At 72.1% G+C, this 22,828-nt stretch carries 19 protein-coding genes; 11 read left to right on the top strand and 8 right to left on the bottom strand.

From position 1 onward, the window contains the following. The first annotated feature begins 27 nt into the window (after positions 1 to 27). From ACH4NX_RS11520 to ACH4NX_RS11510, 3 genes are all read left to right on the top strand, one after another. Positions 28 to 1,437, top strand: a complete 1,410-nt coding sequence (locus ACH4NX_RS11520) for an APC family permease (protein WP_351396201.1) — start codon at positions 28 to 30, stop codon at positions 1,435 to 1,437. 127 nt (positions 1,438 to 1,564) lie between these two features. Then, complete coding sequence (xseA, locus tag ACH4NX_RS11515) at positions 1,565 to 2,773, top strand: exodeoxyribonuclease VII large subunit (RefSeq protein WP_398127876.1); 1,209 nt, start codon at positions 1,565 to 1,567, stop codon at positions 2,771 to 2,773. A 9-nt stretch (positions 2,774 to 2,782) separates the two neighbouring features. Continuing rightward, positions 2,783 to 3,040: an exodeoxyribonuclease VII small subunit gene (locus tag ACH4NX_RS11510; RefSeq protein ID WP_279560038.1), complete on the top strand. Its 258-nt coding sequence runs from the start codon at positions 2,783 to 2,785 to the stop codon at positions 3,038 to 3,040. Between the two features lie 48 nt (positions 3,041 to 3,088). Here ACH4NX_RS11510 and ACH4NX_RS11505 read toward each other — a convergent pair whose 3' ends face one another. The 4 genes from ACH4NX_RS11505 to ACH4NX_RS11490 form a co-directional block, all read right to left on the bottom strand. After that, on the bottom strand, positions 3,089 to 3,301 hold the full coding sequence (locus tag ACH4NX_RS11505; protein WP_351396193.1) for a DUF4287 domain-containing protein: 213 nt from the start codon (positions 3,299 to 3,301) through the stop codon (positions 3,089 to 3,091). A gap of 130 nt (positions 3,302 to 3,431) precedes the next feature. Further along, positions 3,432 to 4,967, bottom strand: a complete 1,536-nt coding sequence (locus ACH4NX_RS11500) for a polysaccharide deacetylase family protein (RefSeq protein WP_398127877.1) — start codon at positions 4,965 to 4,967, stop codon at positions 3,432 to 3,434. A 123-nt stretch (positions 4,968 to 5,090) separates the two neighbouring features. After that, a complete protein-coding gene (locus ACH4NX_RS11495) occupies positions 5,091 to 6,557 on the bottom strand; it encodes a glycosyltransferase (protein WP_398127878.1) in 1,467 nt (488 codons plus the stop codon). Further along, positions 6,554 to 8,215 carry a nucleotide sugar dehydrogenase gene (locus tag ACH4NX_RS11490; protein ID WP_398153357.1) on the bottom strand — a complete coding sequence of 554 codons (1,662 nt, stop codon included), beginning with the start codon at positions 8,213 to 8,215 and terminating at the stop codon, positions 6,554 to 6,556. The genes ACH4NX_RS11495 and ACH4NX_RS11490 overlap by 4 nt, the downstream gene beginning before the upstream one ends. A 214-nt stretch (positions 8,216 to 8,429) precedes the next feature. On the opposite strand from ACH4NX_RS11490, the gene ACH4NX_RS11485 reads away from it, so the two are divergent. Next, the gene (locus tag ACH4NX_RS11485; protein WP_351396182.1) at positions 8,430 to 9,020 is read left to right on the top strand and encodes a malonic semialdehyde reductase; all 591 of its coding nucleotides are present in this window, start codon (positions 8,430 to 8,432) and stop codon (positions 9,018 to 9,020) included. Between the two features lie 109 nt (positions 9,021 to 9,129). Here ACH4NX_RS11485 and ACH4NX_RS11480 read toward each other — a convergent pair whose 3' ends face one another. Further along, the gene (locus tag ACH4NX_RS11480; RefSeq protein WP_398127880.1) at positions 9,130 to 9,663 is read right to left on the bottom strand and encodes a DUF4245 domain-containing protein; all 534 of its coding nucleotides are present in this window, start codon (positions 9,661 to 9,663) and stop codon (positions 9,130 to 9,132) included. Positions 9,664 to 9,789: 126 nt separating this feature from the next. Here ACH4NX_RS11480 and glpX point away from each other — a divergent pair, with 126 nt between their 5' ends. Continuing rightward, entirely contained in the window at positions 9,790 to 10,821 is a 1,032-nt protein-coding gene (gene glpX / locus ACH4NX_RS11475) for a class II fructose-bisphosphatase (RefSeq protein ID WP_345592243.1), read from the top strand. Between the two features lie 159 nt (positions 10,822 to 10,980). Here the strand turns inward: glpX and ACH4NX_RS11470 are convergent, their stop codons facing one another. Together ACH4NX_RS11470 and ACH4NX_RS11465 are read right to left on the bottom strand one after the other, a co-directional pair. After that, complete coding sequence (locus ACH4NX_RS11470) at positions 10,981 to 11,358, bottom strand: WhiB family transcriptional regulator (RefSeq protein WP_351396177.1); 378 nt, start codon at positions 11,356 to 11,358, stop codon at positions 10,981 to 10,983. 104 nt (positions 11,359 to 11,462) lie between these two features. Further along, positions 11,463 to 12,164: a DUF1707 domain-containing protein gene (locus ACH4NX_RS11465; RefSeq protein ID WP_398127881.1), complete on the bottom strand. Its 702-nt coding sequence runs from the start codon at positions 12,162 to 12,164 to the stop codon at positions 11,463 to 11,465. Positions 12,165 to 12,371: 207 nt separating this feature from the next. Between ACH4NX_RS11465 and ACH4NX_RS11460 the strand changes: the two genes are divergently transcribed. The 4 genes from ACH4NX_RS11460 to ACH4NX_RS11445 all read left to right on the top strand — a co-directional run bounded on the left by ACH4NX_RS11460 (position 12,372) and on the right by ACH4NX_RS11445 (position 18,901). Further along, positions 12,372 to 14,039, top strand: coding sequence for a fumarate hydratase (locus ACH4NX_RS11460; protein ID WP_398127882.1), 1,668 nt, complete (start codon positions 12,372 to 12,374; stop codon positions 14,037 to 14,039). A gap of 100 nt (positions 14,040 to 14,139) precedes the next feature. Continuing rightward, a complete protein-coding gene (locus ACH4NX_RS11455; protein WP_398127883.1) occupies positions 14,140 to 15,525 on the top strand; it encodes a class II fumarate hydratase in 1,386 nt (461 codons plus the stop codon). Between the two features lie 147 nt (positions 15,526 to 15,672). After that, positions 15,673 to 16,389 carry a DUF402 domain-containing protein gene (locus ACH4NX_RS11450; RefSeq protein ID WP_351396168.1) on the top strand — a complete coding sequence of 239 codons (717 nt, stop codon included), beginning with the start codon at positions 15,673 to 15,675 and terminating at the stop codon, positions 16,387 to 16,389. A 304-nt stretch (positions 16,390 to 16,693) separates the two neighbouring features. Next, positions 16,694 to 18,901, top strand: a complete 2,208-nt coding sequence (locus tag ACH4NX_RS11445; RefSeq protein WP_398127884.1) for a SpoIIE family protein phosphatase — start codon at positions 16,694 to 16,696, stop codon at positions 18,899 to 18,901. Positions 18,902 to 18,971: 70 nt separating this feature from the next. Here ACH4NX_RS11445 and ACH4NX_RS11440 read toward each other — a convergent pair whose 3' ends face one another. After that, positions 18,972 to 21,284, bottom strand: a complete 2,313-nt coding sequence (locus ACH4NX_RS11440) for a transglycosylase domain-containing protein (protein ID WP_398127885.1) — start codon at positions 21,282 to 21,284, stop codon at positions 18,972 to 18,974. A 282-nt stretch (positions 21,285 to 21,566) separates the two neighbouring features. Here ACH4NX_RS11440 and ACH4NX_RS11435 point away from each other — a divergent pair, with 282 nt between their 5' ends. Both ACH4NX_RS11435 and ACH4NX_RS11430 read left to right on the top strand, forming a co-directional pair. After that, the gene (locus tag ACH4NX_RS11435; RefSeq protein ID WP_351396160.1) at positions 21,567 to 22,514 is read left to right on the top strand and encodes an SPFH domain-containing protein; all 948 of its coding nucleotides are present in this window, start codon (positions 21,567 to 21,569) and stop codon (positions 22,512 to 22,514) included. Continuing rightward, entirely contained in the window at positions 22,511 to 22,825 is a 315-nt protein-coding gene (locus ACH4NX_RS11430; protein ID WP_351396158.1) for a hypothetical protein, read from the top strand. The genes ACH4NX_RS11435 and ACH4NX_RS11430 overlap by 4 nt, the downstream gene beginning before the upstream one ends. The last annotated feature ends 3 nt before the right edge of the window (positions 22,826 to 22,828 follow it).

The raw sequence follows: 22,828 nt of genomic DNA, 5'->3' as shown, positions 1-22,828 counted from the left end.
ACAGTCCGATGCGCTGGCGGAGGCACGATGTCCGAGACCGGTACGGCGGCCCAGGGGGCCGGTGGTGAACAGCGGGGAGACCAGGAGAGCCAGGAGCACCGGCTGAAGCGCAGCCTGGGCTTCAGGGACCTCGTCGTCTACGGGCTGCTGTTCATCGCGCCGATGGCGCCGGTCGGCGTGTTCGGCACGCTGGACGCCAAGTCGCACGGCGCGGTGGCGCTGGTGTACGTCCTCGCCACCGTCGCGATGGCGTTCACCGCTTTCAGCTACGCGCAGATGGTGCGGGTGGTCCCCCAGGCGGGGTCGGTCTTCGCGTACGCGCGCGCGGGGCTCGGCAACGGGGCCGGTTTCATCGCCGGCTGGATGGCGATGCTGGACTACGTCCTCATCCCGGCGGTGGCGTATCTCTTCTCCGGCATCGCGATGGAGGCGCTGGTTCCGGAGGTGTCCCGATGGGTGTGGACGGCGATCGCGGTGGTCGTCACGACCCTGCTGAACCTGTGGGGGGTGCGTGCGGCGGCCCGGGTGGGCTTCCTGGTGCTCGCCATGGAGATCGTGGTCCTGCTGGTCTTCGTGGTGGCGGCGATCGTGGTCCTCGCGCGCGACGGGGCCGAGCGCGGCTGGCTGTCGCCGCTGACCGGGGACGGCACGCAGGGGGCGTTCGCGCTGTCGGCGGTGGTGGGAGCGGTGTCGGTGGCGGTGCTGTCGTACCTGGGCTTCGACGCGATCGCGAGTTTCGCGGAGGAGGTCACCGGCGGTTCGGCGAAGGTCGCGCGGGCGCTGCTGTTCTGTCTGGCGCTGGCGGGCGTGCTGTTCATCGCGCAGACGTATCTGGCGGCGCTGCTGGAGCCGGTGTCGTCGGCGCGGCTGGCGGCGGAGCCGGAGCGGCAGGGGTCGGCGTTCTACGACGCGGTGGACGCGTCCGTGGGGACGTGGCTGCACGACCTGGTGGCGGTGAGCAAGGCGATCGGCGCGGCGTTCGCGGCGCTGGCCGGGCAGGCGGCGGCCGGGCGGCTGCTGTTCGCGATGGGCCGCGACCGGCGGCTGCCGAAGGCGCTGTCGCGGACGTACTCCGGGGTGCCGCGTGTGGCGCTGCTGGTCGCGGCCGTGATCACGATGGTGGCGGCGGTGTGGGCGGCGCGGCGGGACGACGGTCTCGACCATCTGGTCTCGGTGGTCGACGTCGGCGCGCTGACCGCGTTCACGCTGCTTCACGCGAGCGTGGTGGGCTGGTTCGCCGTCCGGCGCGGCTCGGGACCGGTCAGTTGGTGGCGGCATGTGCTGATCCCGGTGCTCGGTGCGGCGATCACGGTCGCGGTGATCGTGGAGGCGTCGAGGGCCGCGCAGGTCGTCGGGGCGATCTGGCTGGTGGTGGGGCTGGTGGTACTGGCGGTGCAGGCACGCGGAAGGAGAGCGACGGAAGCGGGAGCCGCCTGAACGGCAGCCGGAGCCGCGTGAACGGCGGCGGACCGGAGCGGGCAGCCGACGGGAGCGTGGGCCGGTGCGGGAAGTGGGTGTCGCGCACCGGGGCGGGTTGTCACACCCGGCCGTTACGCTCGAGCGCATGGCTGCCAACTCGACTCCCGAAAGCCCCCTGCCCGTGGGTGAGGTGTCCCGGCTGATCGGGGGCTGGATCGACCGGCTCGGCGCGGTGTGGGTCGAGGGGCAGATCACGCAGCTGTCCCGGCGTCCGGGCGCGGGGGTCGTGTTCCTGACGCTGCGCGACCCGTCGTACGACATCTCCGTGAGCGTCACCTGCTACCGGCAGGTGTTCGACGCGGTGGCGGACGTGGTCGGCGAGGGCGCGCGGGTGGTCGTCCACGCCAAGCCGGAGTGGTACGCGCCGCGCGGGCAGCTGTCGCTGCGGGCCGCCGAGATCAAGCCGGTGGGCGTCGGGGAGCTGCTCGCGCGCCTGGAGCAGCTGAAGAAGGCACTCGCGCGCGAGGGGCTGTTCGCGCCGGAGCGGAAGAAGCAGCTGCCGTTCCTGCCGCATCTGATCGGTCTGGTGTGCGGGCGGGCGTCGGCGGCCGAGCGGGACGTCCTGGAGAACGCGCGGCACCGCTGGCCCGCCGTCCGCTTCGAGGTGCGCAACGTCCCCGTGCAGGGCGTGCACGCCGTGCCGCAGGTGGTGCAGGCGGTGAAGGAGCTGGACGCGATGGACGACGTCGACGTGATCGTCGTCGCGCGGGGTGGTGGCAGCGTGGAGGACCTGCTGCCGTTCTCCGACGAGCAGCTGGTGCGGGCGGTCGCCGCGTGCCGGACGCCGGTCGTCTCGGCGATCGGGCACGAGCCGGACAATCCGCTCCTCGACCATGTCGCCGACCTGCGCGCCTCCACACCGACCGACGCCGCGAAGAAGGTCGTACCGGACGTCGGCGAGGAGTACGAGCGGGTGCGCCAGCTGCGGGACCGCGCGCGGCGGTGCGTGGCGGCGTATGTGGACCGCGAGGAGCGGGGGCTGGCCCACGCGCTGGCCCGGCCGTCGATACAGGATCCGCACCGGATGATCGACGAGCGGGCCGAGCAGGTGGCGGCGCTGCTGGAGCGGGGCCGCCGCTCGCTGCGGCACCACCTCGACCGGGCCGACTCCGAGCTGACGCACACGCACGCGCGCGTGGTGGCCCTCTCCCCCGCCGCGACCCTGAAGCGCGGGTACGCGGTGCTGCAGCGGGCCGACGGCCACGCCGTCCGTGATCCCCGCGAGGTGGAGCCGGGCGAGACGCTGCGCGCACGGGTCAGCGAGGGCGATTTCTCCGTACGAGTCGACGCATAAGGTGGGTGGATGACCAGCGAGGTGGAGCAGCCGACGGCCATGTCCGAGGCGCTCGGTTACGAGCAGGCGCGGGACGAGCTGATCGAGGTCGTACGGCGGCTGGAGGCCGGCGGTACGACGCTGGAGGAGTCCCTCGCCCTGTGGGAGCGGGGCGAGGAGCTGGCGAAGGTCTGCCGCCGTCGGCTGGACGGCGCCCGGGCCCGCCTCGACGCGGCACTGGCCGAGGAGGCCGGTGCGGACGACGAGGACGGGGACGGCAAGCGCTAGCCGCGCGGGGGCGCAAGCGCCGGCCGCGCGAGGGCGAGGGACCAGGAGTTACTTCGCGCTGTCCTCGGCGAGGGTGTGTGCGACGAGGGCGTTGGCGTGTCCGTGGCCCAGGCCGTGCTCGGTCTTGAGCCAGGCGACGAGCTCCATGTGCTTGGTGAGCGGCGAGGAGCGGATCAGCTCCTTCCACTCCGTGACCGGACGGCCGTACTTCTTCTCTATCGAGGGGAAGTAGGAGGCGGGGCCCTTCGCGGTGGCGGTCATGTCGATGCGATCCCATCGGTGCGAGCTCGTGGTCCGAGGCGGTGCGGGCGGTACGGGTGGTGTTCCGCCTTGTACGACCTCGGTGGGCGGGAGAAGTGATCGCCCGGCCGGTGTGATCCGCGTCACTGCTTCACTCCGCCTCCAGGGCGGTGAACCGTGGCCACTTCGTGTCCGGTCCGGCGTCGTCCGCGATGCCGGTGCTGAGGGTGAAGCCGCCCGCTCCCTCGGCCGGTTCCCGCCAGTCCGCTTCCAGGGTGAGGTGGTGCTCGCCGTCGACGACCACGCGTACCGCCTCCGGTGTCACGGAGACGCTCACGCTGTGCGTGGCGGCGGGGTCGAGGTGGCGGGTGGGCCCGGTGCGGGTGCGTCCGGAGCCGCGTTCGGTGAGGTGCGCGGTGTTGCGGCCGATCCACAGCGTCGTGGGGTGCTCGCTGTCGGCCCGCACGGTGATCGTGACTCCGCCGCGCGCGTGCAGTCGTCCGGCGGTGGCGCGCAGTCGGTACTCGGTCCAGTCGGCGGTGGCGATCGGACGGTAGGCGGCCGAGACGTACTGGGTGCCGTGCGGCTGCCGGCCCGTGCCGGTGAGCGCGTCGAGCCCGACCCGCGCGGGGCCGCCCGACACCTGCCAGTGCTCGGGACGGGACAGCGGCCGTCGGACGTCGGCGGGCCGCACCGGGGCCCGGCGGGCGATGTCTCGCAGCAGGGCCGCCGGGGTGGTGTCCCGCATGACCTCCAGGCGCTGGATCTCTCCGGCCGCGGCCGAGCGCGGGCCCGGCGGAAGCGGCCGGTCCGCGCTGTTGGTGAGGGTGGCCGTGAAGCGTTCGCGCAGCAGCGCGCGGAGTGCCTCCGCCGCGCGCGGGCCGAGGTTGCTCTCGTCCAGCTGCTCGGAGAAGGGGTAGGCGAACAGCTCCGGCCGGGGCAGGCCGTGCCGGGTGAACGCGGCGACCGACCGGTCGATGTCGGCCTCGACGCGGCGCCGGTGCTCGCGGTCGGTCTCCAGCCGTCCCTCTCCCTCCAGCCACAGCCGGTTGGTGAGCACCGGTGCCCGGTGCCCGGCCGCGTCCACCGCCTCGCGGACGTGGCTCAGGTCGGTGTGGGACTGGAAGTCCCAGCGTCCGGAGCCCGCCATCCGCTCGATCTCCGCCCAGGACAGGTAGTACGGCCGGTGCGTGCCCACCTGGCCGGTGATGAGGTAGGCCGCTCCCTTCATCCGGTACCGGGCCAGGATCGGGTCGGCGTGCACCCACAGTCCGTGCGTGCCGTCGTCGAAGGTGAGGTGGACGGTGCGCGGCGCGGGTGTCCGGCCGGTGCGCAGGAAGTCGGTGAACTCCCTGGTGGACAGCGTGCGGTAGCCGGCCTCGCGCAGGGCGCGCAGCTGGGCGTCGAAGTGCTCCGGGGAGACGGTGTACCGGCTTCGGTCGTCGGGGCCGATGTCGTGGTAGGCGAGGACGACCGGCGCGTTCCCGGCGGGGGCCGCCTTCGCGTCCCCATCGGCGGCTTTGGGCGCGGGCGGCGGCGCCGCCTGGTGGGACACCGCCCGCCGGAAGGCGTCGTACTGCCAGGCCGCGGTGAAGGGCAGCGTGACCAGGGCCAGCGCGAGCAGTCCGAGGGCGGCGCGCAGCAGCGGTCGCCGTCGTCGGCCGGCCGTGGAGCCGTCGCGCTTCACAGCGGGCGTCCTCGAGTGATGACGAACAGGTAGACCAGCGCGATCACGGCGAACGTGACGCCGACGGCGAGAGCACGGCCCAGCCCGTGCAGGAGGCTTCTCATGCGGCGCTCCTCAGACGTGTCATGCGGCACTCCTCGACCAGACGTTGCGGCGCAGGGTGAGCAGGGCGTACGGCAGCAGCCAGGCCAGTACGCAGCAGGACAGCAGGCTCATCAGGGGCCGGCAGCGCCAGGCCCGGTCACTGGGGTGGTCGAACCGGTAGGCGAGGCCCCAGACGGACCCCTTGAGCACGACCCCGCACAGGTACAGCAGGGTGAGCAGGCCGGCCAGGTGCAGCGGGGCCCACACCAGGTGCCGTACGACCAGCACCGGCGCCGCGATCACCCACAGGGCGTGTCCGTAGAACAGGGCTGCGGCGGCCGGGCCCCGGCGCCACATGAAGCGGCCGGTGAAGAACAGGTTGCGGATGAAGCTCTTCTTCCAGCGGATCTGCTGGCGCAGGAAGGAGGAGGGCCGCGACGGCACCCGCGTCCACACCCGGGCGGCCCGGGTGTAGCCGACCTCCCAGCGCAGCTCGGGGTAGTCGTGCTCGCGGACGAACGGGGAGTCGGCGTGCCGGTCCTTGAGCGCGCGGCCCTGCCAGGCCTGGCCCAGGACGTAGCCGGTGAGCTGACGGTCGGTGGCGAAGCGGAAGGGGGCACCGAGGAAGCGGTCCTCCGCCCAGGCGGGCAGGTAGTTGTAGATCGCCTCGCGGCGGAACGCGGCCAGCGGGCCGGAGACGCAGGACACCGAGCCGAAGGCGGCCTCGGCGGCCTTGGTGATCCGGAACTGGCCCTCGTACCAGACGTCCTGGACGCGGGCCAGCAGTCCGTCGTCGGTGTTGAGCGCCCGGCAGTGCCCGCTGACCGCGCCCAGTTCCGGGTGCCGGACCAGCGCGGTGACGCAGTGCCGTACGGCGTCCGGTGCGACGACGCAGTCGGAGTCGGTGAACAGCAGGACGTCCCCGTCGGCGACGGCGCAGGCGCGGACGAGCGCTCCCTTCTTGCCGAGGTTCTCGTCCAGTCGGATGAGGGTGAACGGCAGCTCGTCCGCGAGGCGGCGCAGTACGTCCGTCGTGCCGTCGTCGGAGGCGTCGTCGACCACGACGAGCTGGAGGTCCGGGTAGTCGACGGCGGCCATGGAGCGCACGCAGGCCTCGATGTGCGCGTGTTCGTTGCGCACGGCCAGCAGGAAGCTCACCCGGGGCTGCGCCGGGAGGGCCGGGAACGCCTGGGCGTGGCGCGGGCGTCGGCGCAGGAGGCGTACGGCCGGGTCGTCGTAGCGGCTGTAGGCGAGGTGGAGGAGGCAGATGGTGCCGGCCAGGACGGTCAGACCGTAGAGGGTGAGCAGGTCGAAGCCGTGGGGCAGGCGGACGGCGCGGCGGGCCAGGAGCAGGAGGAGGGGCAGCAGGGCCAGGAGGGTGAGCAGCCGTACGACGTCGCGGCGCACGCCGGGCTCCAGGGCGTCCAGCCGGGTGCCCAGTTTCCGGCGGACGGCCGTGGTACGGAGCGGGGTGACCGGTACGCGGCCCGGGCGGAGGACGGTCATGCCGCGGCCTCGGCACCGGTCTCGGCCGTGACGACGGCCTCCCCCTTGGCCCCTGCCGCCGCGAGCCCGGCTTCCCGCTTGCCCCCGGTCTCCGCCGTGAGCCCGGCGGCCTCCCGCTTGGTCCCGGACGCCGCCATGGTCCCGGCCGCCGCGACACCGGACACCGCTGCGACACCGGACGCCGCCACGACCCCGGCCTCCCGCTCGGTGTCGGACGCCACCAGGCTCCCGGCCGCCGCCGCGATACCGGACGCCGCCACGACCCCGGCCTCCCGCTCGGTGTCGGACACCGCCAGGCTCCCGGTCGTCGCCATGGATCCGGCCTCTCCCTCGGCCCCGGTCGTCGCCAGACCTCCGGTTCCGGACCCGGCCCTGTCCAGGGCTCCGCGCTGCCGGGTGTCCAGGACGGGCGGGGCGTCGGTGGCGCACAGCCAGGTCAGATCGTGCGCGGGGTGGACGGTGTGCAGGACGACCAGGTCCCAGGGTCGGGTGTGGGGGTCCGGCACGTGATGCAGCGTGCCCGCGCCGTCGCCCACGCCGATGCCCACGCGGACCGACGGCACCAGGGGGTCGCAGTAGGCGACGTCCGCACCGGCCGCGGCGAGCCCGTCGAGGATCTCCAGCGCGGGGCTCTCCCGGACGTCCGCCACGCCCTCCTTGTAGGCGACGCCGATCACCAGCACCCGTGCGCCGCGCGCGGGGACGGCGGCCCGCGCCAGCCTCTCCAGGGCGCGTTCGGTGATCCACGCGGGGCGGCCGGTGTTGGCCGCGAGCGCGGTGGCCACCACCGGGGCCTGCTGCCGGACCTTGCCCAGCTGCCACAGCAGGTAGTGGGGGTCGCAGGGGATGCAGTGACCGCCCACGCCGGGACCGGGGTAGAACGGCATGAAGCCGTACGGTTTGGTCGCCGCCGCCTCGATGACCGGGACCGGTGCGAGGCCGAGGGCCTGGCAGGCGTCGGACAGTTCGTTGGCCAGGGCGATGTTGACGGCGCGGAAGGTGTTCTCCCAGAGCTTCGCCATCTCCGCGGTCTCGGGGTCGGCGACCGTCCGGACGACGGAGGCCGTCGGTGCCAGCAGGGCGGCCGCCGCCCGGGTGCTGTGCGGTCCCGCGCCGCCGACCAGACGCGGGGTGCGTTCGGGGGTGTGGCGCTCGTTGCCGGGGTCGATCCGCTCGGGGGCGAAGGCCACGTACACGTCCTCGTCGACGGCGAGTCCGCGGGCCCGCAGCGGTTCGACGAGCAGGTCCCGCGTGGTCCCCACGTAGCTGGTGGAAGTGAGCACGATCAGCTGCCCGGGCACGGCGTGTTCCACCACCGAGGCGCAGGCGGCGGAGAGTGCCGCGAGGTCGGGTTCGCGCCGGGCGTCGACGGGGGTCGGCACGCAGATGACCACGGCGTCCGCGGCGCCCACGGCCGTGGCGTCCGAGGTGAGCCGGAAGCCGTCGCCGGCCGAGGCGCAGGCGAGCTGTGCGTGGTGCACCGGGAGCAGGTCCACGGCCCCTCGCGCGATCGCCCGCAGCCGGGCCGGGTCGCTGTCGACGCCGACGACCGTCGCGCCCGCGTGCGCGAGGGCGAGTGCGGTGGGCAGTCCTACGTAGCCGAGTCCGACGACCGCGACGGTGCGTCCGGTTACGTCATCATTTGACTTGAATTTCACATCGCCATATAGACGCAACACCTCCGCGCACTCCTCGCCCGACACGCCTGGAGCCGCGGCGCCGTCGGACCCCGTCACTCCGGCGGCCGTGTGAGGCGGATCACCGCCCTCCCATTTTGGTTGAAGCTTGAACTTCTTTGCCGTAGCGTCGCCCTTGTCAACGGCTCCGCGCCGACCCGGGCGGAGCCGACGCACACCCCGAGGAAGATCACGCATGTCTCTCGTTCTTGACCCCGCCGCCCAGGACCTGCTGTTCCGCGAGGCCCGCACCGCGAACACCTTCACCGACGAGCCGGTGACCGACGAGCAGGTGCAGGCGATCTACGACCTGGTCAAGTACGGCCCGACCGCCTTCAATCAGTCGCCGCTGCGCATCACGCTGGTCCGCTCCGCCGAGGCCCGCGAGCGTCTCGTCCAGCACATGGCCGAGGGCAACCGGCCGAAGACGGCCACCGCCCCGCTGGTCGCGATCCTCTCCGCGGACAACGAGTTCCACGAGGAGCTGCCGCAGCTCATGCCGCACGCCCCGCAGATCGCGGACGCGTTCTTCAGCGAGCGCCCGGTGCGCGAGGGTGCCGCCGCGCTGAACGCCGCCCTCCAGGCCGCCTACTTCATCGTCGGCGTCCGCGCCGCGGGCCTGGCCGCCGGCCCGATGACCGGCCTCGACTTCGACGGTGTCCGCAAGGAGTTCCTGGACGACGACCACACCCCGCTGATGGTCGTCAACATCGGCCGCCCGGGCCCGGAGGCGTGGTTCCCGCGCTCCCCGCGCCTGGAGTTCGACCAGGTCGTCACCACGGTCTGAGACCGGCGCACCGACGAGTTCGGAAGCGGGGCGCGATCGCTCCGCGCGTACGACGAAGCCCCCCGGTCGACCGGGGGGCTTCGTCGTACGCGCGGAGTACGGCGGTCGCTCACGCCAGCTTCAGCGCCGCCGCCATCTGCTTCAGCTGGTCGAAGGATCCCGTGCCCGCCACGACCGTCGTCGCACCCTTGGTGCCGTCGGTGTCGTGCAGCACCAGCGCGTCGTACCGGCCGCCCGTGTACCGGGCCCACGTCCGGCCGCCGATCTCCTCGGTGGTCTCGGTCCGCCGCGCGCCCTGGCTGGCCTCGTCGATGAAGGCGGACGGCTTCTGCGTGGACTGCTTGATCTCCACGTACTCGCCGTCGGGCGCGTGGTAGCCCAGGCGCCAGGTGTCGAAGTCGTCACCCCGGTAGCCGACGGAGGTCGGCTTCCAGTCCGTGGACAGCCCCTCGGGCGCCGCCACCGGGTACGGCGCCGCCCGCCGCGCGGTGATCAGCTCGACCGAGTAGTCGACCCGCTTGAGGTCCGGCTCCCCGTCGTCGTGCGGGATGAAGAGCCACATGACCAGTCCCGCGAGGACGATGACCCCCAGGGAGAGGACCATGTCCCGGGCCGTCTTCTGCTTGCCGTTCGTACCTGCCACGCCCTCTATCGTCGCAGGTCCCCGATGTGCTCATACGTGGGGTCCCCTGCTCATTCTGTCGGACTGGCGATAGAGTCTGGGCCACACCCTCATCCGGCCGTCGTCGTATCAGAAAGGTGCGTTCCGATGACCGAGCATCACCTGCCGTCCGAGCTGGACGTCCCCTCAGAGGCCCCCGACCGCAACCTCGCCATGGAACTCGTGCGGGTCACCGAAGCCGCGGCCATGGCCGCCGGCCGCTGGGTCGGGCGCGGTGACAAGAACGGCGCCGACGGTGCCGCGGTCCGCGCCATGCGGACCCTCGTCCACACCGTCTCGATGAACGGCGTCGTCGTCATCGGCGAGGGCGAGAAGGACGAAGCCCCGATGCTCTTCAACGGGGAGCGGGTCGGCGACGGGACGGGAGCCGAGGTCGACATCGCCGTCGACCCGATCGACGGCACCACACTGACCGCCAACGGCATGACCAACGCGATCGCGGTGCTGGCCGCCGCCGAGCGCGGCTCCATGTTCGACCCGTCCGCGGTCTTCTACATGGACAAGCTGGTCACCGGCCCGGAGGCCGCCGACTTCGTCGACATCAACGCGCCCGTGTCCGTGAACATCCGCCGGATCGCCAAGGCCAAGCGACGCACCCCCGAGGACGTCACCGTCGTCCTCCTCGACCGCCCCCGGCACCAGAGCCTCATCAAGGAGGTCCGGGAGACCGGCGCCCGCATCAAGCTGATCTCCGACGGCGACGTGGCCGGCTCCATCCTGGCGCTGCGCGAGGGCACCGGCATCGACCTGCTGCTCGGCGTCGGCGGCACGCCGGAGGGCATCATCTCGGCCTGTGCCGTGAAGTGCCTGGGCGGCACCATCCAGGGCAAGCTGTGGCCGAAGGACAACGAGGAGCGGCAGCGCGCGATCGACGCCGGGCACGACCTGGACCGCGTGCTGACCACGGACGACCTGGTCGCCGGGGACAACGTCTTCTTCGTCGCCACCGGCATCACCGACGGTGAGCTGCTGCGGGGAGTGCGGTACCGGTCCGAGACGGCCACGACCGACTCGATCGTGATGCGGTCCAAGTCGGGCACGGTGCGGCGGATCGACTCCGAGCACCGGCTGAGCAAGCTGCGGGCCTACAGCGCGGTGGACTTCGACCGCGCGAAGTGACTCCGCCGGTCGCGCCGTGCGCCCGTTGAGCCGGGGTGCCTGCTGTGCGGCGGGCGCGGACACGTCGTGGCCGATCGCGCCCACGCGGTGGAACGTCGGAACGGCGCGCCAGAAGGGCACCCTCTGTGCGGAGAGGGTGCCCTTTCGCGTGCCTGGGTCCTATCCCGCCGCCGCTATGCGACCCGTCGTGCGGACGGCGTTCTTCAGCTCCACCTCGCGGCGGCGGCGCCTCGCCAGGACCACGCGGCGTTCGGCGGCGGTGAGGCCGCCCCAGACGCCGTAGGGCTCGGGCTGCAGGAGGGCGTGCTCGCGGCACTCGACCATGACCGGACAGCGCGCGCAGACGCGCTTGGCCGCCTCCTCGCGGGAGAGCCGGGCGGCGGTGGGTTCCTTGGAGGGTGCGAAGAACAGTCCGGCCTCGTCGCGCCGGCACACCGCCTCGGTGTGCCAGGGAGCGTCTTGGTCCCTGTCCCGCACGGGCACCCGCTGGGCCGGAACGGCGGCTACCTGCAGGGACGAATGCGGCGGTTGCAGCACGGTCTACTCCTGACGACGGCTTCGCGAGCGAGAGACGATGCGTCAAGGCTTACCCGTTGTACGCGTGCCTATGCACTGGGTTCCCAACCGCGATCGGCACCGCGCTACACGTGTTTGCGCAAACCCTTCTCGACCTTGCGGTGCACCCGGTGGAGAAGGTCCGCGACGACCTTGCCGCGCTTGGGGCGCGCCTCGACGGCGCCGAACACGGCCCAGCCGTCCACGTAGACGACGGGGGCCTCGGCCTCGGGCGAGTCGAGCGCGTGGACCTCGAAGTTGCCGAGCACTCCGCCGCCCGCGCCGCGCAGCGACACGTTCTCCGGGACGCGCACCTCGACGCTGCCGAAGACGGCGAACGCCTTGATCACGACCTGCTGGTGCTGGAAGATCGCCTCGCTGAGGTCTATCTCGACACCCCCGAAGACCGCGTACGCGTGGATGCGGCGGCCCACCCGCCAGCGGCCCTTGCGGACGGCCCCGCTGAACACCGCCACCACGTTCTCCTCGGGGTCCGCCGGGACGGCGCCGGCGGTGGGGCGGTCGGGGGCCGGGGCGGCGGGCCGGCCGGCATGTGCGGCGGGCAGGTCCCGCACGAAGACGTCCAGCTCACCGACCGTCTTGGCGGCCAGCACGCCCTCGACCCGGTCGGCGTGCTCCTCGGCGGTGAGCCGCCCCTCGGCGAGGGCGTCGCGCAGCATGTCGGCGATGCGGTCCCGGTCGGCGTCGGAGGCGCGCATCTCGGAGACGCGCGCGGCGGTGCCACGCGGCACGGCGTCCTGCGGTTGGGCGTGCTTGTGAAGGTCCACGGCAGCAGCGTACCGAAACGCGATAGATCGCGACTAGCCCCTGTGGGCAACCTTGTCGCCGCCACAGGCCGCCCGCGGCCTACTGAGCCTTACCTCACAAGCCCGGCGCCGACCGCAGGTTTTACGCTGGTGGACGCTGCCAACGGAGGCCAGCCGTCGTTGCTGAGGAATCCAGCCACGCGTCATGCCGAGTGAGGAATGGGCGAGATGCCTGAGTTCGCGTACACCGATCTGCTCCCCCAGGGAGAGGACACCACGCCGTACCGGCTGGTGACCTCCGAGGGTGTCTCCACCTTCGAGGCCGACGGGCGGACCTTCCTCAAGGTGGAGCCCGAGGCGCTGCGCAAGCTGGCCGAGGAGGCCATCCACGACATCCAGCACTACCTGCGCCCCGCCCACCTGGCCCAGCTGCGCCGCATCATCGACGACCCCGAGGCGTCGGGCAACGACAAGTTCGTGGCGCTGGACCTGCTGAAGAACGCGAACATCGCGGCGGCGGGCGTGCTGCCCATGTGCCAGGACACCGGCACGGCGATCGTCATGGGCAAGCGCGGGCAGAACGTGCTGACGGCGGGCGGCGACGAGGAGGCCCTGAGCCGGGGCGTCTACGACGCGTACAAGAACCTGAACCTGCGCTACTCGCAGATGGCCCCGCTCACCATGTGGGAGGAGAAGAACACCGGCTCGAACCTCCCCGCCCAGATCGAGCTGTACGCGACCGACGGCGGCGCCTACAAGTTCCTCTTCATGGCGAAGGGCGGCGGCTCCGCCAACAAGTCGTTCCTCTACCAGGAGACGAAGGCGGTCCTGAACGAGGCCTCCATGATGAAGTTCCTGGAGGAGAAGATCCGCTCGCTCGGTACGGCCGCCTGCCCGCCGTACCACCTGGCGATCGTGGTCGGCGGTACGTCGGCCGAGTACGCGCTGAAGACCGCGAAGTACGCCTCCGCGCACTACCTGGACGAGATCCCGGCCGAGGGTTCGGAGCTCGGGCACGGCTTCCGGGACCAGGACCTGGAGGAGAAGGTCTTCGAGCTGACGCAGAAGATCGGCATCGGCGCGCAGTTCGGCGGCAAGTACTTCTGCCACGACGTGCGCGTGGTCCGGCTGCCGCGGCACGGGGCCTCCTGCCCGGTCGCCATCGCCGTGTCCTGCTCCGCGGACCGGCAGGCGGTAGCGAAGATCACCGCCGAGGGCGTCTTCCTGGAGCAGCTGGAGACCGACCCGGCACGCTTCCTGCCGGAGACGACGGACGAGCACCTCGACGAGGAGGGCGCCGTCGTCAAGGTCGACCTCAACCAGCCCATGGACGACATCCTGGCCGAGCTGACGAAGCACCCGGTCAAGACCCGGCTGTCGCTGACCGGCCCGCTGGTCGTGGCGCGCGACATCGCGCACGCCAAGATCAAGGAGCGGCTGGACGCGGGCGAGGAGATGCCGCAGTACCTGAAGGACCACCCGGTGTACTACGCGGGTCCGGCGAAGACGCCGGAGGGGTACGCGTCCGGGTCCTTCGGTCCGACGACGGCCGGGCGCATGGACTCCTACGTGGAGCAGTTCCAGGCGGCGGGCGGCTCCAGGGTGATGCTGGCCAAGGGCAACCGGAGCAAGCAGGTCACCGACGCGTGCGACGCGCACGGCGGCTTCTACCTCGGCTCCATCGGCGGTCCGGCGGCCCGGCTCGCCCAGGACTGCATCAAGAAGGTCGAGGTCGTCGAGTACGAGGAGCTCGGCATGGAGGCGGTCTGGAAGATCGAGGTCGAGGACTTCCCGGCGTTCATCGTGGTGGACGACAAGGGCAACGACTTCTTCCAGGACCCGGCGCCGGCGCCGACGTTCACGAGCATCCCGGTGCGGGGGCCGGGACTGGCGTAGTCCGGGCAGGGGCGCTCCCGCCCCACCGGCGTTCGAGTGGCGGATGTTCCGGATGCGGCGCTGACGGAACATCCGCACCCCCTCACACGCTGTACCCGGTATGAGCGAATACCGCATCGAGCACGACTCCATGGGCGAGGTCCACGTCCCCGCGGACGCCAAGTGGCGGGCGCAGACCCAGCGTGCCGTCGAGAACTTCCCGGTGTCCGGGCAACGCATCGAGCGGGCGCACATCGAGGCGCTCGCCCGCGTCAAGGGCGCCGCGGCGAAGGTCAACGCGCGGCTGGGGGTGCTCGACAAGGACATCGCCGAGGCGATCCAGGAGGCGGCCGGCGAGGTCGCGGAGGGGAAGTGGGACGCGCACTTCCCCGTGGACGTGTTCCAGACGGGGTCGGGGACCTCGTCCAACATGAACACCAACGAGGTGATCGCCACCCTGGCCAGTGAGCGGCTCGGCCGGGACGTGCACCCCAACGACCACGTCAACGCCTCCCAGTCGTCCAACGACGTCTTCCCCTCCTCCATCCACATCGCCGCCACCGCCGCCGTCAGCCGCGACCTGATCCCGGCCCTCGACCACCTCGCCGGCGCCCTGGAGCGCAAGGCCGAGGAGTTCGCCGACGTCGTGAAGTCCGGGCGTACGCACCTCATGGACGCCACACCGGTCACACTGGGCCAGGAGTTCGGCGGGTACGCGGCCCAGGTGCGGTACGGCGTCGAGCGGCTGAACGCCTCGCTGCCCCGCCTCGCCGAGCTGCCGCTGGGCGGCACCGCGGTCGGCACCGGCATCAACACCCCGCCCGGCTTCTCCGCCGCCGTCATCGAGGAGGTGGCCCGCGCGACGGGGCTGCCGCTGACCGAGGCGCGCGACCACTTCGAGGCGCAGGGCGCCCGGGACGGCATCGTCGAGACGAGCGGGCAGCTGCGGACGGTCGCCGTCGGCCTGACGAAGATCGCGAACGACCTGCGGTGGATGGCGTCCGGGCCGCGCACGGGCCTCGCGGAGATCTCGCTGCCCGACCTCCAGCCGGGTTCCTCCATCATGCCGGGCAAGGTGAACCCGGTCATCCCGGAGGCCGTGCTCATGGTCGCCGCCCAGGTCACCGGCAACGACGCGACCGTCGCCACCGCCGGGGCGGCCGGCAACTTCGAGCTCAACGTCATGCTGCCGGTCATCGCCAAGAACGTACTGGAGTCGATCCGGCTGCTGGCGAACGTCTCCCGGCTGCTCGCCGACCGGACCGTCGACGGCGTCGTCGCCCACCGGGAACGGGCCCGCGAGTACGCCGAGTCCTCCCCCTCCGTGGTCACGCCGCTCAACAAGTACATCGGGTACGAGGAGGCCGCCAAGGTCGCCAAGAAGGCGCTGGCCGAGCGGAAGACGATCCGCCAGGTCGTGCTGGAGGGTGGGTACGTCGAGCGCGGCGACCTCACGAGCGAGCAGCTGGACGAGGCGCTGGACGTGCTGCGGATGACCCGTCCGTGACCCGAGGACCGACAGGAGCGCCTGAAGCGCTCGAAGATGTTTGTGAGCGTTCGTGAGCGCTCACGCGTGTTCGTGAGCGGTCACGAGCGCGGGCGATCCTGCGCGATCACCGGCGCGTCGTGTGGCCGGGACACCTAATATCGCTCCATGGCAGACGGTGAAGCGGTGAGCGCCGCGACGGAAGCGGAAACGGAGGCGGGCGGTCCGGCCGCCCCGGCGAGGTACTGGGCGCCCGGCAGCCACATCCTGTGGCGCTACCGGGAGAACGGCGGACCGCACCTCCACATCGCCCGCCCCGTCACCGTCGTACGCGACGACGCCGACCTGCTCGCCGTGTGGCTGGCGCCCGGCACCGAGTGCGTGAAGCCGGTGCTCGCCGACGGGACGCCGGTGCACCTGGAACCGCTGGCCTCGCGCTACACCAGCCCGCGCACCGTGCAGCGCGACCAGTGGTTCGGCACGGGTGTGCTGAAGCTGGCGCGGCCCGGGGAACCCTGGTCGGTGTGGCTCTTCTGGGATCCGGGCTGGCGGTTCAAGAACTGGTACGTGAACCTGGAGGAACCGCTGACCCGCTGGGAGGGCGGCGTCGACTCCGAGGACCACTTCCTGGACATCTCCGTCCACCCGGACCGCACCTGGCACTGGCGGGACGAGGACGAGTTCGCGCAGGCCCAGCGGGACCGGCTGGTGGACGACCGGCTCGCCGGGCGGGTGCGGAAGGCGGGGCGTGCCGCGGTGGCGCGGATCCGCGCCTGGGGGCCGCCGTTCGCGGACGGCTGGGAACACTGGCGACCCGATCCGTCCTGGGCGGTACCTTCGCTGCCGGGGGACTGGGACCGCACGCCCGCGCACGTGTCCTCGTGAGACCCTTGATACGCCCCCGGGCAAGAAACGTAGGATCGTCCTCCGCAAGGGAGCGCGGCAGCAAAGGCAGCAACCGGCGGAGCGCGCGCCGTGCTTGACCGATCGTCACCGAGGGGCGGCAGGACGTGAGCGAGGGGTACGAGGGCAACACGGGTACGGGCCGCAGACGGTCCGCCGGTGACACAGGAACAGCCTCTGACCACGCGGCAATCCCGTTCCCGGGGCACGTATTCCGGGTATCGGGATTTCTGCGGGACGAACTGCACGCGCCGCGCGCAGTCCCGGACGGACGGATTCGACACGCGTGACGGAGCACCCGACCTCCTTCGACCGCCCCCCGACGGGCGGCGACCCCACGGATCCCCGCGGGGCGCTCCTGCGTACCCCCGTGCCGCCGCGCGCCCCCGGGGCCGCGTTACCGGCACAGGGGCGCACGGGAGAGACGCCGCCCGCCGCCGGCGGGGACTCCCCCGGTGCCTTCGAGCACTCCCAGCCGGGCGCCGAGCAGGCCGCCGAGCCCGCCACGCACCGTCCGCGGCCCGTGCCCGAGGGCGTCCCGGTCCAGCCGGGCGGCGCGCGGACCGGGGCAGGAGCCCTCCCTGGAACCGGGACCGGAACCGAAGCCGGGACCGGGGCCGGAACCGAAGCCGGGGCCGAAACCGGCGCCGGAACCGGAACCGGGTCCGCTCCTCACCCCGGCCCCGGTCCTGCTTCCGGCACGCCGGCGGAGCCGCGGCACCCTGCCGCGCCGCTCGAACCGGAGCGCCGCACCGGGCAGCCCACCGCGCCCGGGCGGCCCACTCCCATGCGGCGGGACGGGGACCGGCTGCGTTTCGTGGGGGCCGCGACCCGGCGGATCGCCCGGGGCATGGACCTCGACGAGATCGTGATGGGGCTGTGCCGGGCCACCGTGCCGACGTTCGCGGACGCGATCCTCGTGTACCTGCGCGAGCCGCTGCCGGTCGGTGACGAGCGGCCCACCGGCCCTCTGGTGCTGCGGTTGCGCCGCACCGACCGGATCCCGGTGGAACGGGACACCGAGGGCGGGTTCACGCCCGCGGCCCAGCCCGAGCCCTCCGACCTGGAGGCGGTCGGCTCGGAGCTGTGCGAGGTGCGGCCGGGCAGCGCGCTCGCCGAGGTGCTGCGCGGGGTGCGCCCGGTCTTCACGGACACGCCCGCCGCCCTCGCCGCCCTGCCGGAACTGCTCGGTGACGGCGAGGACTTCGCCGTACCGGACGGCCGCCGGGCGATCCTGGCGCCGCTGCGCGGCCGGCGCCGGGTGATCGGGGCCGCCCTGTTCCTGCGCGGCCCGGAGCGCGTCGCCTTCGAGGCCGACGACCTGCTGGTGGCCGCCCAGCTCGCCACGCACAGCGCGCTCGGCATCGACAAGGCGGTGCTGTACGGGCGTGAGGCGTACATCGCCGACGAGCTGCAGCGCACGATGCTCCCGGAGAACCTGCCGCGCTGCACCGGCGTACGGCTGGCCTCCCGCTACCTGCCGGCCGCCGAGACGGCACGCGTCGGCGGCGACTGGTACGACGCCATCCCGCTGCCCGGCAGCCGGGTCGCGCTGGTCGTCGGCGACGTCATGGGGCACTCCATGACGTCGGCGGCCATCATGGGCCAGCTGCGGACCACCGCGCAGACCCTGGCCGGGCTCGACCTGCCGCCCCAGGAGGTGCTGCACCACCTCGACGAACAGGCCCAGCGCCTGGGCAGCGACCGCATGGCGACCTGCCTGTACGCGGTGTACGACCCGGTGGCGCACCGCATCACCGTCGCCAACGCCGGACACCCGCCGCCCGTGCTGCTGCACATGGACGGCCACGCCGAGGTGCTGCGGGTGCCCGCGGGCGCCCCGATCGGCGTGGGCGGCGTGGACTTCGAGGCCGTGGAGCTGGACGCCCCCGCCGGGGCGACCCTGCTCCTCTACACGGACGGGCTGGTCGAGTCCCGCCTGCGGGACGTGTGGACCGGCATAGAGCAGCTGCGGGAGCGCCTCGCGGCGACCGCGCGGCTCACCGGCCCCGACCATCCGCCGCCCCTGGAAGCCCTGTGCGACGAGGTGCTGGACATGCTCGGGCCGGGCGACCGGGACGACGACATCGCGCTGCTCGCCGCCCGCTTCGACGGCATCGCGCCCAGCGACGTGGCGTACTGGTTCCTGGAGCCCGAGGACGCGGCCCCCGGCCGGGCCAGGCGGCTGGCCCGGCACGCACTGGTCCGCTGGGGCATGGAGGACCTCACGGACTCGGTGGAGCTCCTGGTCAGCGAGGTCGTGACCAACGCCGTGCGGTATGCCACCAAGCCGGTCACCCTGCGGCTGCTGCGCACGGACGTGCTGCGCTGCGAGGTCGGCGACGACGTGCCGCAGCTGCCCCGGCTGCGGCAGGCTCGGGCCACCGACGAGGGCGGGCGCGGGCTGTACCTGGTGAACCGGCTGGCCCGGCGCTGGGGCGCGACGCGGCTGAGCACCGGGAAAGTGGTCTGGTTCGAGCTGAACCGGGGCTGAGGCCCGTACACGCGGAAGGGGCGCCCGGTGAGCCGGGCGCCCCTTCCGCGTGTTTCCGCGACCGGTGCGACTACTGCTGCCAGTCCCCGCCCGGGAAGAGCGGATCCTCCGGCTCGGTGGACTCGCCGCCCGTCGGCGGTGGTTCGGTCGACGGGCTGTTCGACGGCGACTGCGACGGCGGCGGCGACTGCGACGGCGGCTCGGTCGTCGGGTCCTCGGACGTGGGCGCGTCGGTCGTCGGCTCGTCCGACGCGGGCGGCTCGGTCGTCTCCTCCCGCGTCGGCGACTGGGTCGGCGACTCGGGGGCCGTCGGCGACTTGCTCGGCTTCACCGCGTTGCCCTGCTTGGTCTCCAGGTCGAACTTGGTGACCTCGCCCATGACACCGAAGGTGTACGCGGCCCAGATCTCCGCGGGGAAGCCACCGCCGTTGACGCGGGGCACGCCGCCCGCCTTGTACATCGGGACCTGCGGGTGCGGTGCCTTGTCGTCCTCGCCGAACAGACCGACCGAGGTGACCAGGCCGGGGGTGAAGCCGGTGAACCAGGCCGACTTGTTGTTGTCGGACGTACCCGTCTTGCCGGCGACCTGCTGGCCGTCGCGCATCGGGTTCTCCCGCACGGACTTCTTGGCCGTGCCGTCGTCGACCACGCCGGTGAGCACGGAGGTCACCGTGTCGGCGGCCTCCCGGCTGATGACCTGCTCGCCGATCGGATCGGGGAACTCGATCGTGCGGTCCTTGTGCTCGACCGACTTCACGACGGCCGGGGTGACCTTCTTGCCGTGGTTGTCGAGGGTGGCGTAGACGCCGGCCATCTCCAGGGGGCTGGCGCCCATACTGCCCAGGGTCTGGGCCGGCACGGCCTGCACGCCCTCGGTGTCCATGCCGAGATCGCCGGCGACCTTCATGACCTCGGACATGCCGACGTCGATGCCCATCTGCGCGAAGACCGAGTTGACGGACCTGTTCATCGCCTCCTGGACGGTGACGTCGCCGTAGTCGACGTCGTCCTCGTTGGGGGGCGCGAAGCCGACCTCCTGGTCGCCGTCCATCACGGGGCGCTTGCTGGTGCCGTCGTAGATCGCGTTCGCGGTGATCGGCACGCCGTCCTGGGTCTCGGCGTCCTGGTCCACGGCCGCGGCGAGGATCACCGGCTTGAAGGTGGAGGCGGGCTGGTAGTCGTCGCGGGTGGCGTTGTTCGTGTAGTGCTTCACGTAGTCCACGCCGCCGTACATCGCCAGGACCCCGCCCGTCTTCGGGTCCACGGAGACGGCACCGGCCTGGACGTCTGCGTCGACCGCGCGCTTCTCGGGGTCCAGCTTGCCGGTGAGTTCGGCCTTGACCGCCTTCTCCAGCTCGACCTGCTTCTTCTTGTCGATGTTGAGCGTGACGGTGTAACCGCCGAGGTCCACCAGGGCCTTGGCCTGTTCCATGTCCTCGGCCGCGCCCTGGGCGACGAGCCGCTGCTTGAGCGCGTAGTTGGCCGCCTCCACCAGGTATCCGACCTGGCCCTCCATCCCGGCGGCGGTCTTGGGCGGCTCGGGCTCCTGGAACTTCATGCCCTGGCGTTCGGTCCGGTCCAGCCACTCCTGCTCGACCATGTTGTCCAGGACGTAGTTCCAGCGCTCCTGCACCATTTTCTTGCCGGTGTCGCTGGCGATCGCCCAGTCGTACTGGTTGGGCGCCTGGAGCAGCGCCGCGAGGTACGCCCCCTGCTCGACCGTCAGGTCCTCGGCGTCGACCCGGTAGTAGGCCTGCGCGGCGGCCTGGATGCCGTAGGCGCCGCGGCCGTAGTAGCTGGTGTTGATGTAGCCGGCGAGGATGTAGTCCTTGGGCTTCTCCCGGTCCAGCTTCAGGGAGATGACCAGTTCCTTGAGCTTGCGCGTGACGGTCTGGTCCTGGGTCAGGTAGAAGTTCTTGACGTACTGCTGGGTGATCGTGGAACCGCCCTGCGCGCCCTTGCCGGAGAGCGTGTTGAGCACACCGCGCGCGGTGCCCTTGAGGTCGACGCCGGAGTCCTTGTAGAACGTCTTGTTCTCGGCGGCGACGAAGGTCCGCTGGACCTCCTTGGGCACCTTGGCCAGGTCGACGATCTCGCGGTTGCGCTCGCCCGTGCGGGTCATGACGCTGCCGTCGCTGTACTTGTAGACGTTGCTCTGCAGCTCGGCCTCGGGGTTCCCCTCGGGGATGTCGATCACCATGTACATCACGATGAAGGCGCCCATGCCGAGCAGGCAGAGGCCGAGGAACGTGCCGAGGATCTTCTTCCAGGTGAGCAGCCTGCGTATGAGGCTCTTCCCCTCCGCGCCCGACGAACGGCGGGGGTTCGGCGCCGCGCGGCGGCCACCGCGCTGTCGCGCTTTTCTCTCTTCCGCTCGTCCCATGGCTCCGATCCGCTCCGCTTCGTTCATCTGTGGCCACGTATCGCGCACGCGCCACACAGGTTCGCCGCTCAGGTCAGCTCAGAAAGCTAACACCGGGAGATATGACAAACGGATGCCGATCCGGCCTTGTACGGACGTGAGAATCAGCACCCGTTCCAAGGGAACCGACGTACGAGAGGGGTTCAAGGTTGCTGTTCGAGGGTAAAGTGATATCACTTAGCTAGACCGACGACAGACGCCGAGTCGTGCGCGAGCACGCCCGGCCGGAACGGGGGACCACCCATGTCCACGCACGACACGCACGACACCTCGCAGGTCACCGCCGACGTACCCGAGATGCCGGCGCCACGGGTGCGCGAGACGCAGGCGCACAGCATCGGCGGCGGCTTCGCACTGCTGCTGGGGCTGGTCGGGCTGCTCGTCGGCGCCGGCGCGATCGTCACCGCGACGGCGGTCGCCTCGACCGGAGGAAAGGCCGCGCTGATCATCGGGGGCATCGTGGTCGCCCTGGCCGCGTTCCTCGCGATGTGCGGGCTGAACATGGTGGCGCCGGGCGAGGCCCGGGTGGTGCAGCTCTTCGGGCGGTACCGGGGGACGATCCGGCAGGACGGGCTGCGCTGGGTGAACCCCCTCACCTCGCGCACCAAGATCTCGACGCGGGTGCGCAACCACGAGACGGCCGTCCTGAAGGTCAACGACGCCTACGGCAACCCCATCGAGCTGGCCGCCGTCGTGGTCTGGCGGGTGGAGGACACCGCGCAGGCCACCTTCGAGGTGGACGACTACATCGAGTTCGTCTCCACCCAGACCGAGGCGGCCGTACGGCACATCGCCATCGAGTACCCCTACGACGCCCACGACGAGGACGGCCTCTCGCTGCGCGGCAACGCCGAGGAAATCACCGAGAAGCTCGCCGTCGAACTCCACGCGCGCGTGGAGGCGGCCGGCGTGCAGATCATCGAGTCCCGCTTCACGCACCTCGCGTACGCGCCGGAGATCGCCTCGGCGATGCTCCAGCGGCAGCAGGCCGGCGCGGTGGTCGCGGCGCGGCGGCAGATCGTGGACGGCGCGGTCGGCATGGTCGAGGCGGCGCTCGCCCGGATCAGCGAGCAGGGCATCGTGGAGCTGGACGACGAGCGCAAGGCGGCGATGGTGTCCAACCTGATGGTCGTGCTCTGCGGTGACCGCGCCGCCCAGCCGGTCCTGAACACGGGCTCCCTCTACCAGTGACCTCCTCCTCCGAAGGGCCGGCCCCGGAGCCCGGGGGGCCGCCCGCGCCGCGCCGGGCCCGCCCGCAGCGCAAGCAGGTGCTGCTGCGGCTGGACCCCCAGGTCTACGAGGCACTGGCCCGCTGGGCGGGCGACGAGCTGCGCTCGGCCAACGCCCAGATCGAGTTCCTGATCCGCCGGGCGCTCGCGGAGGCGGGCCGCCTGCCCAAGGACACCGGCCCGCTGCCACGCCGGGGCCGCCCGCCCCGGGGGTCGGACCCGGGCGCGGGGCCGCCGCCCGCGCCGCCCACTCCACCCACGCCGCCTTCGTGACGA

Origin of the sequence: Streptomyces sp. NPDC017225, assembly GCF_044331465.1 — a bacterium.
GTDB lineage: Bacteria > Actinomycetota > Actinomycetes > Streptomycetales > Streptomycetaceae > Streptomyces.
Note: the sequence above shows the minus strand (reverse complement) of the source record. Positions and strands in the feature narration are given on the sequence as shown.

Coding starts and splice junctions, on each gene's coding strand:
- ACH4NX_RS11520 (WP_351396201.1), top strand. CDS start 28: ATGTCCGAGACCGGTACGGCGGCCCAGGGGGCCGGTGGTGAACAGCGG.
- xseA (WP_398127876.1), top strand. CDS start 1,565: ATGGCTGCCAACTCGACTCCCGAAAGCCCCCTGCCCGTGGGTGAGGTG.
- ACH4NX_RS11510 (WP_279560038.1), top strand. CDS start 2,783: ATGACCAGCGAGGTGGAGCAGCCGACGGCCATGTCCGAGGCGCTCGGT.
- ACH4NX_RS11505 (WP_351396193.1), bottom strand. CDS start 3,301: ATGACCGCCACCGCGAAGGGCCCCGCCTCCTACTTCCCCTCGATAGAG.
- ACH4NX_RS11495 (WP_398127878.1), bottom strand. CDS start 6,557: ATGACCGTCCTCCGCCCGGGCCGCGTACCGGTCACCCCGCTCCGTACC.
- ACH4NX_RS11485 (WP_351396182.1), top strand. CDS start 8,430: ATGTCTCTCGTTCTTGACCCCGCCGCCCAGGACCTGCTGTTCCGCGAG.
- glpX (WP_345592243.1), top strand. CDS start 9,790: ATGACCGAGCATCACCTGCCGTCCGAGCTGGACGTCCCCTCAGAGGCC.
- ACH4NX_RS11460 (WP_398127882.1), top strand. CDS start 12,372: ATGCCTGAGTTCGCGTACACCGATCTGCTCCCCCAGGGAGAGGACACC.
- ACH4NX_RS11455 (WP_398127883.1), top strand. CDS start 14,140: ATGAGCGAATACCGCATCGAGCACGACTCCATGGGCGAGGTCCACGTC.
- ACH4NX_RS11450 (WP_351396168.1), top strand. CDS start 15,673: ATGGCAGACGGTGAAGCGGTGAGCGCCGCGACGGAAGCGGAAACGGAG.
- ACH4NX_RS11440 (WP_398127885.1), bottom strand. CDS start 21,284: ATGGGACGAGCGGAAGAGAGAAAAGCGCGACAGCGCGGTGGCCGCCGC.
- ACH4NX_RS11435 (WP_351396160.1), top strand. CDS start 21,567: ATGTCCACGCACGACACGCACGACACCTCGCAGGTCACCGCCGACGTA.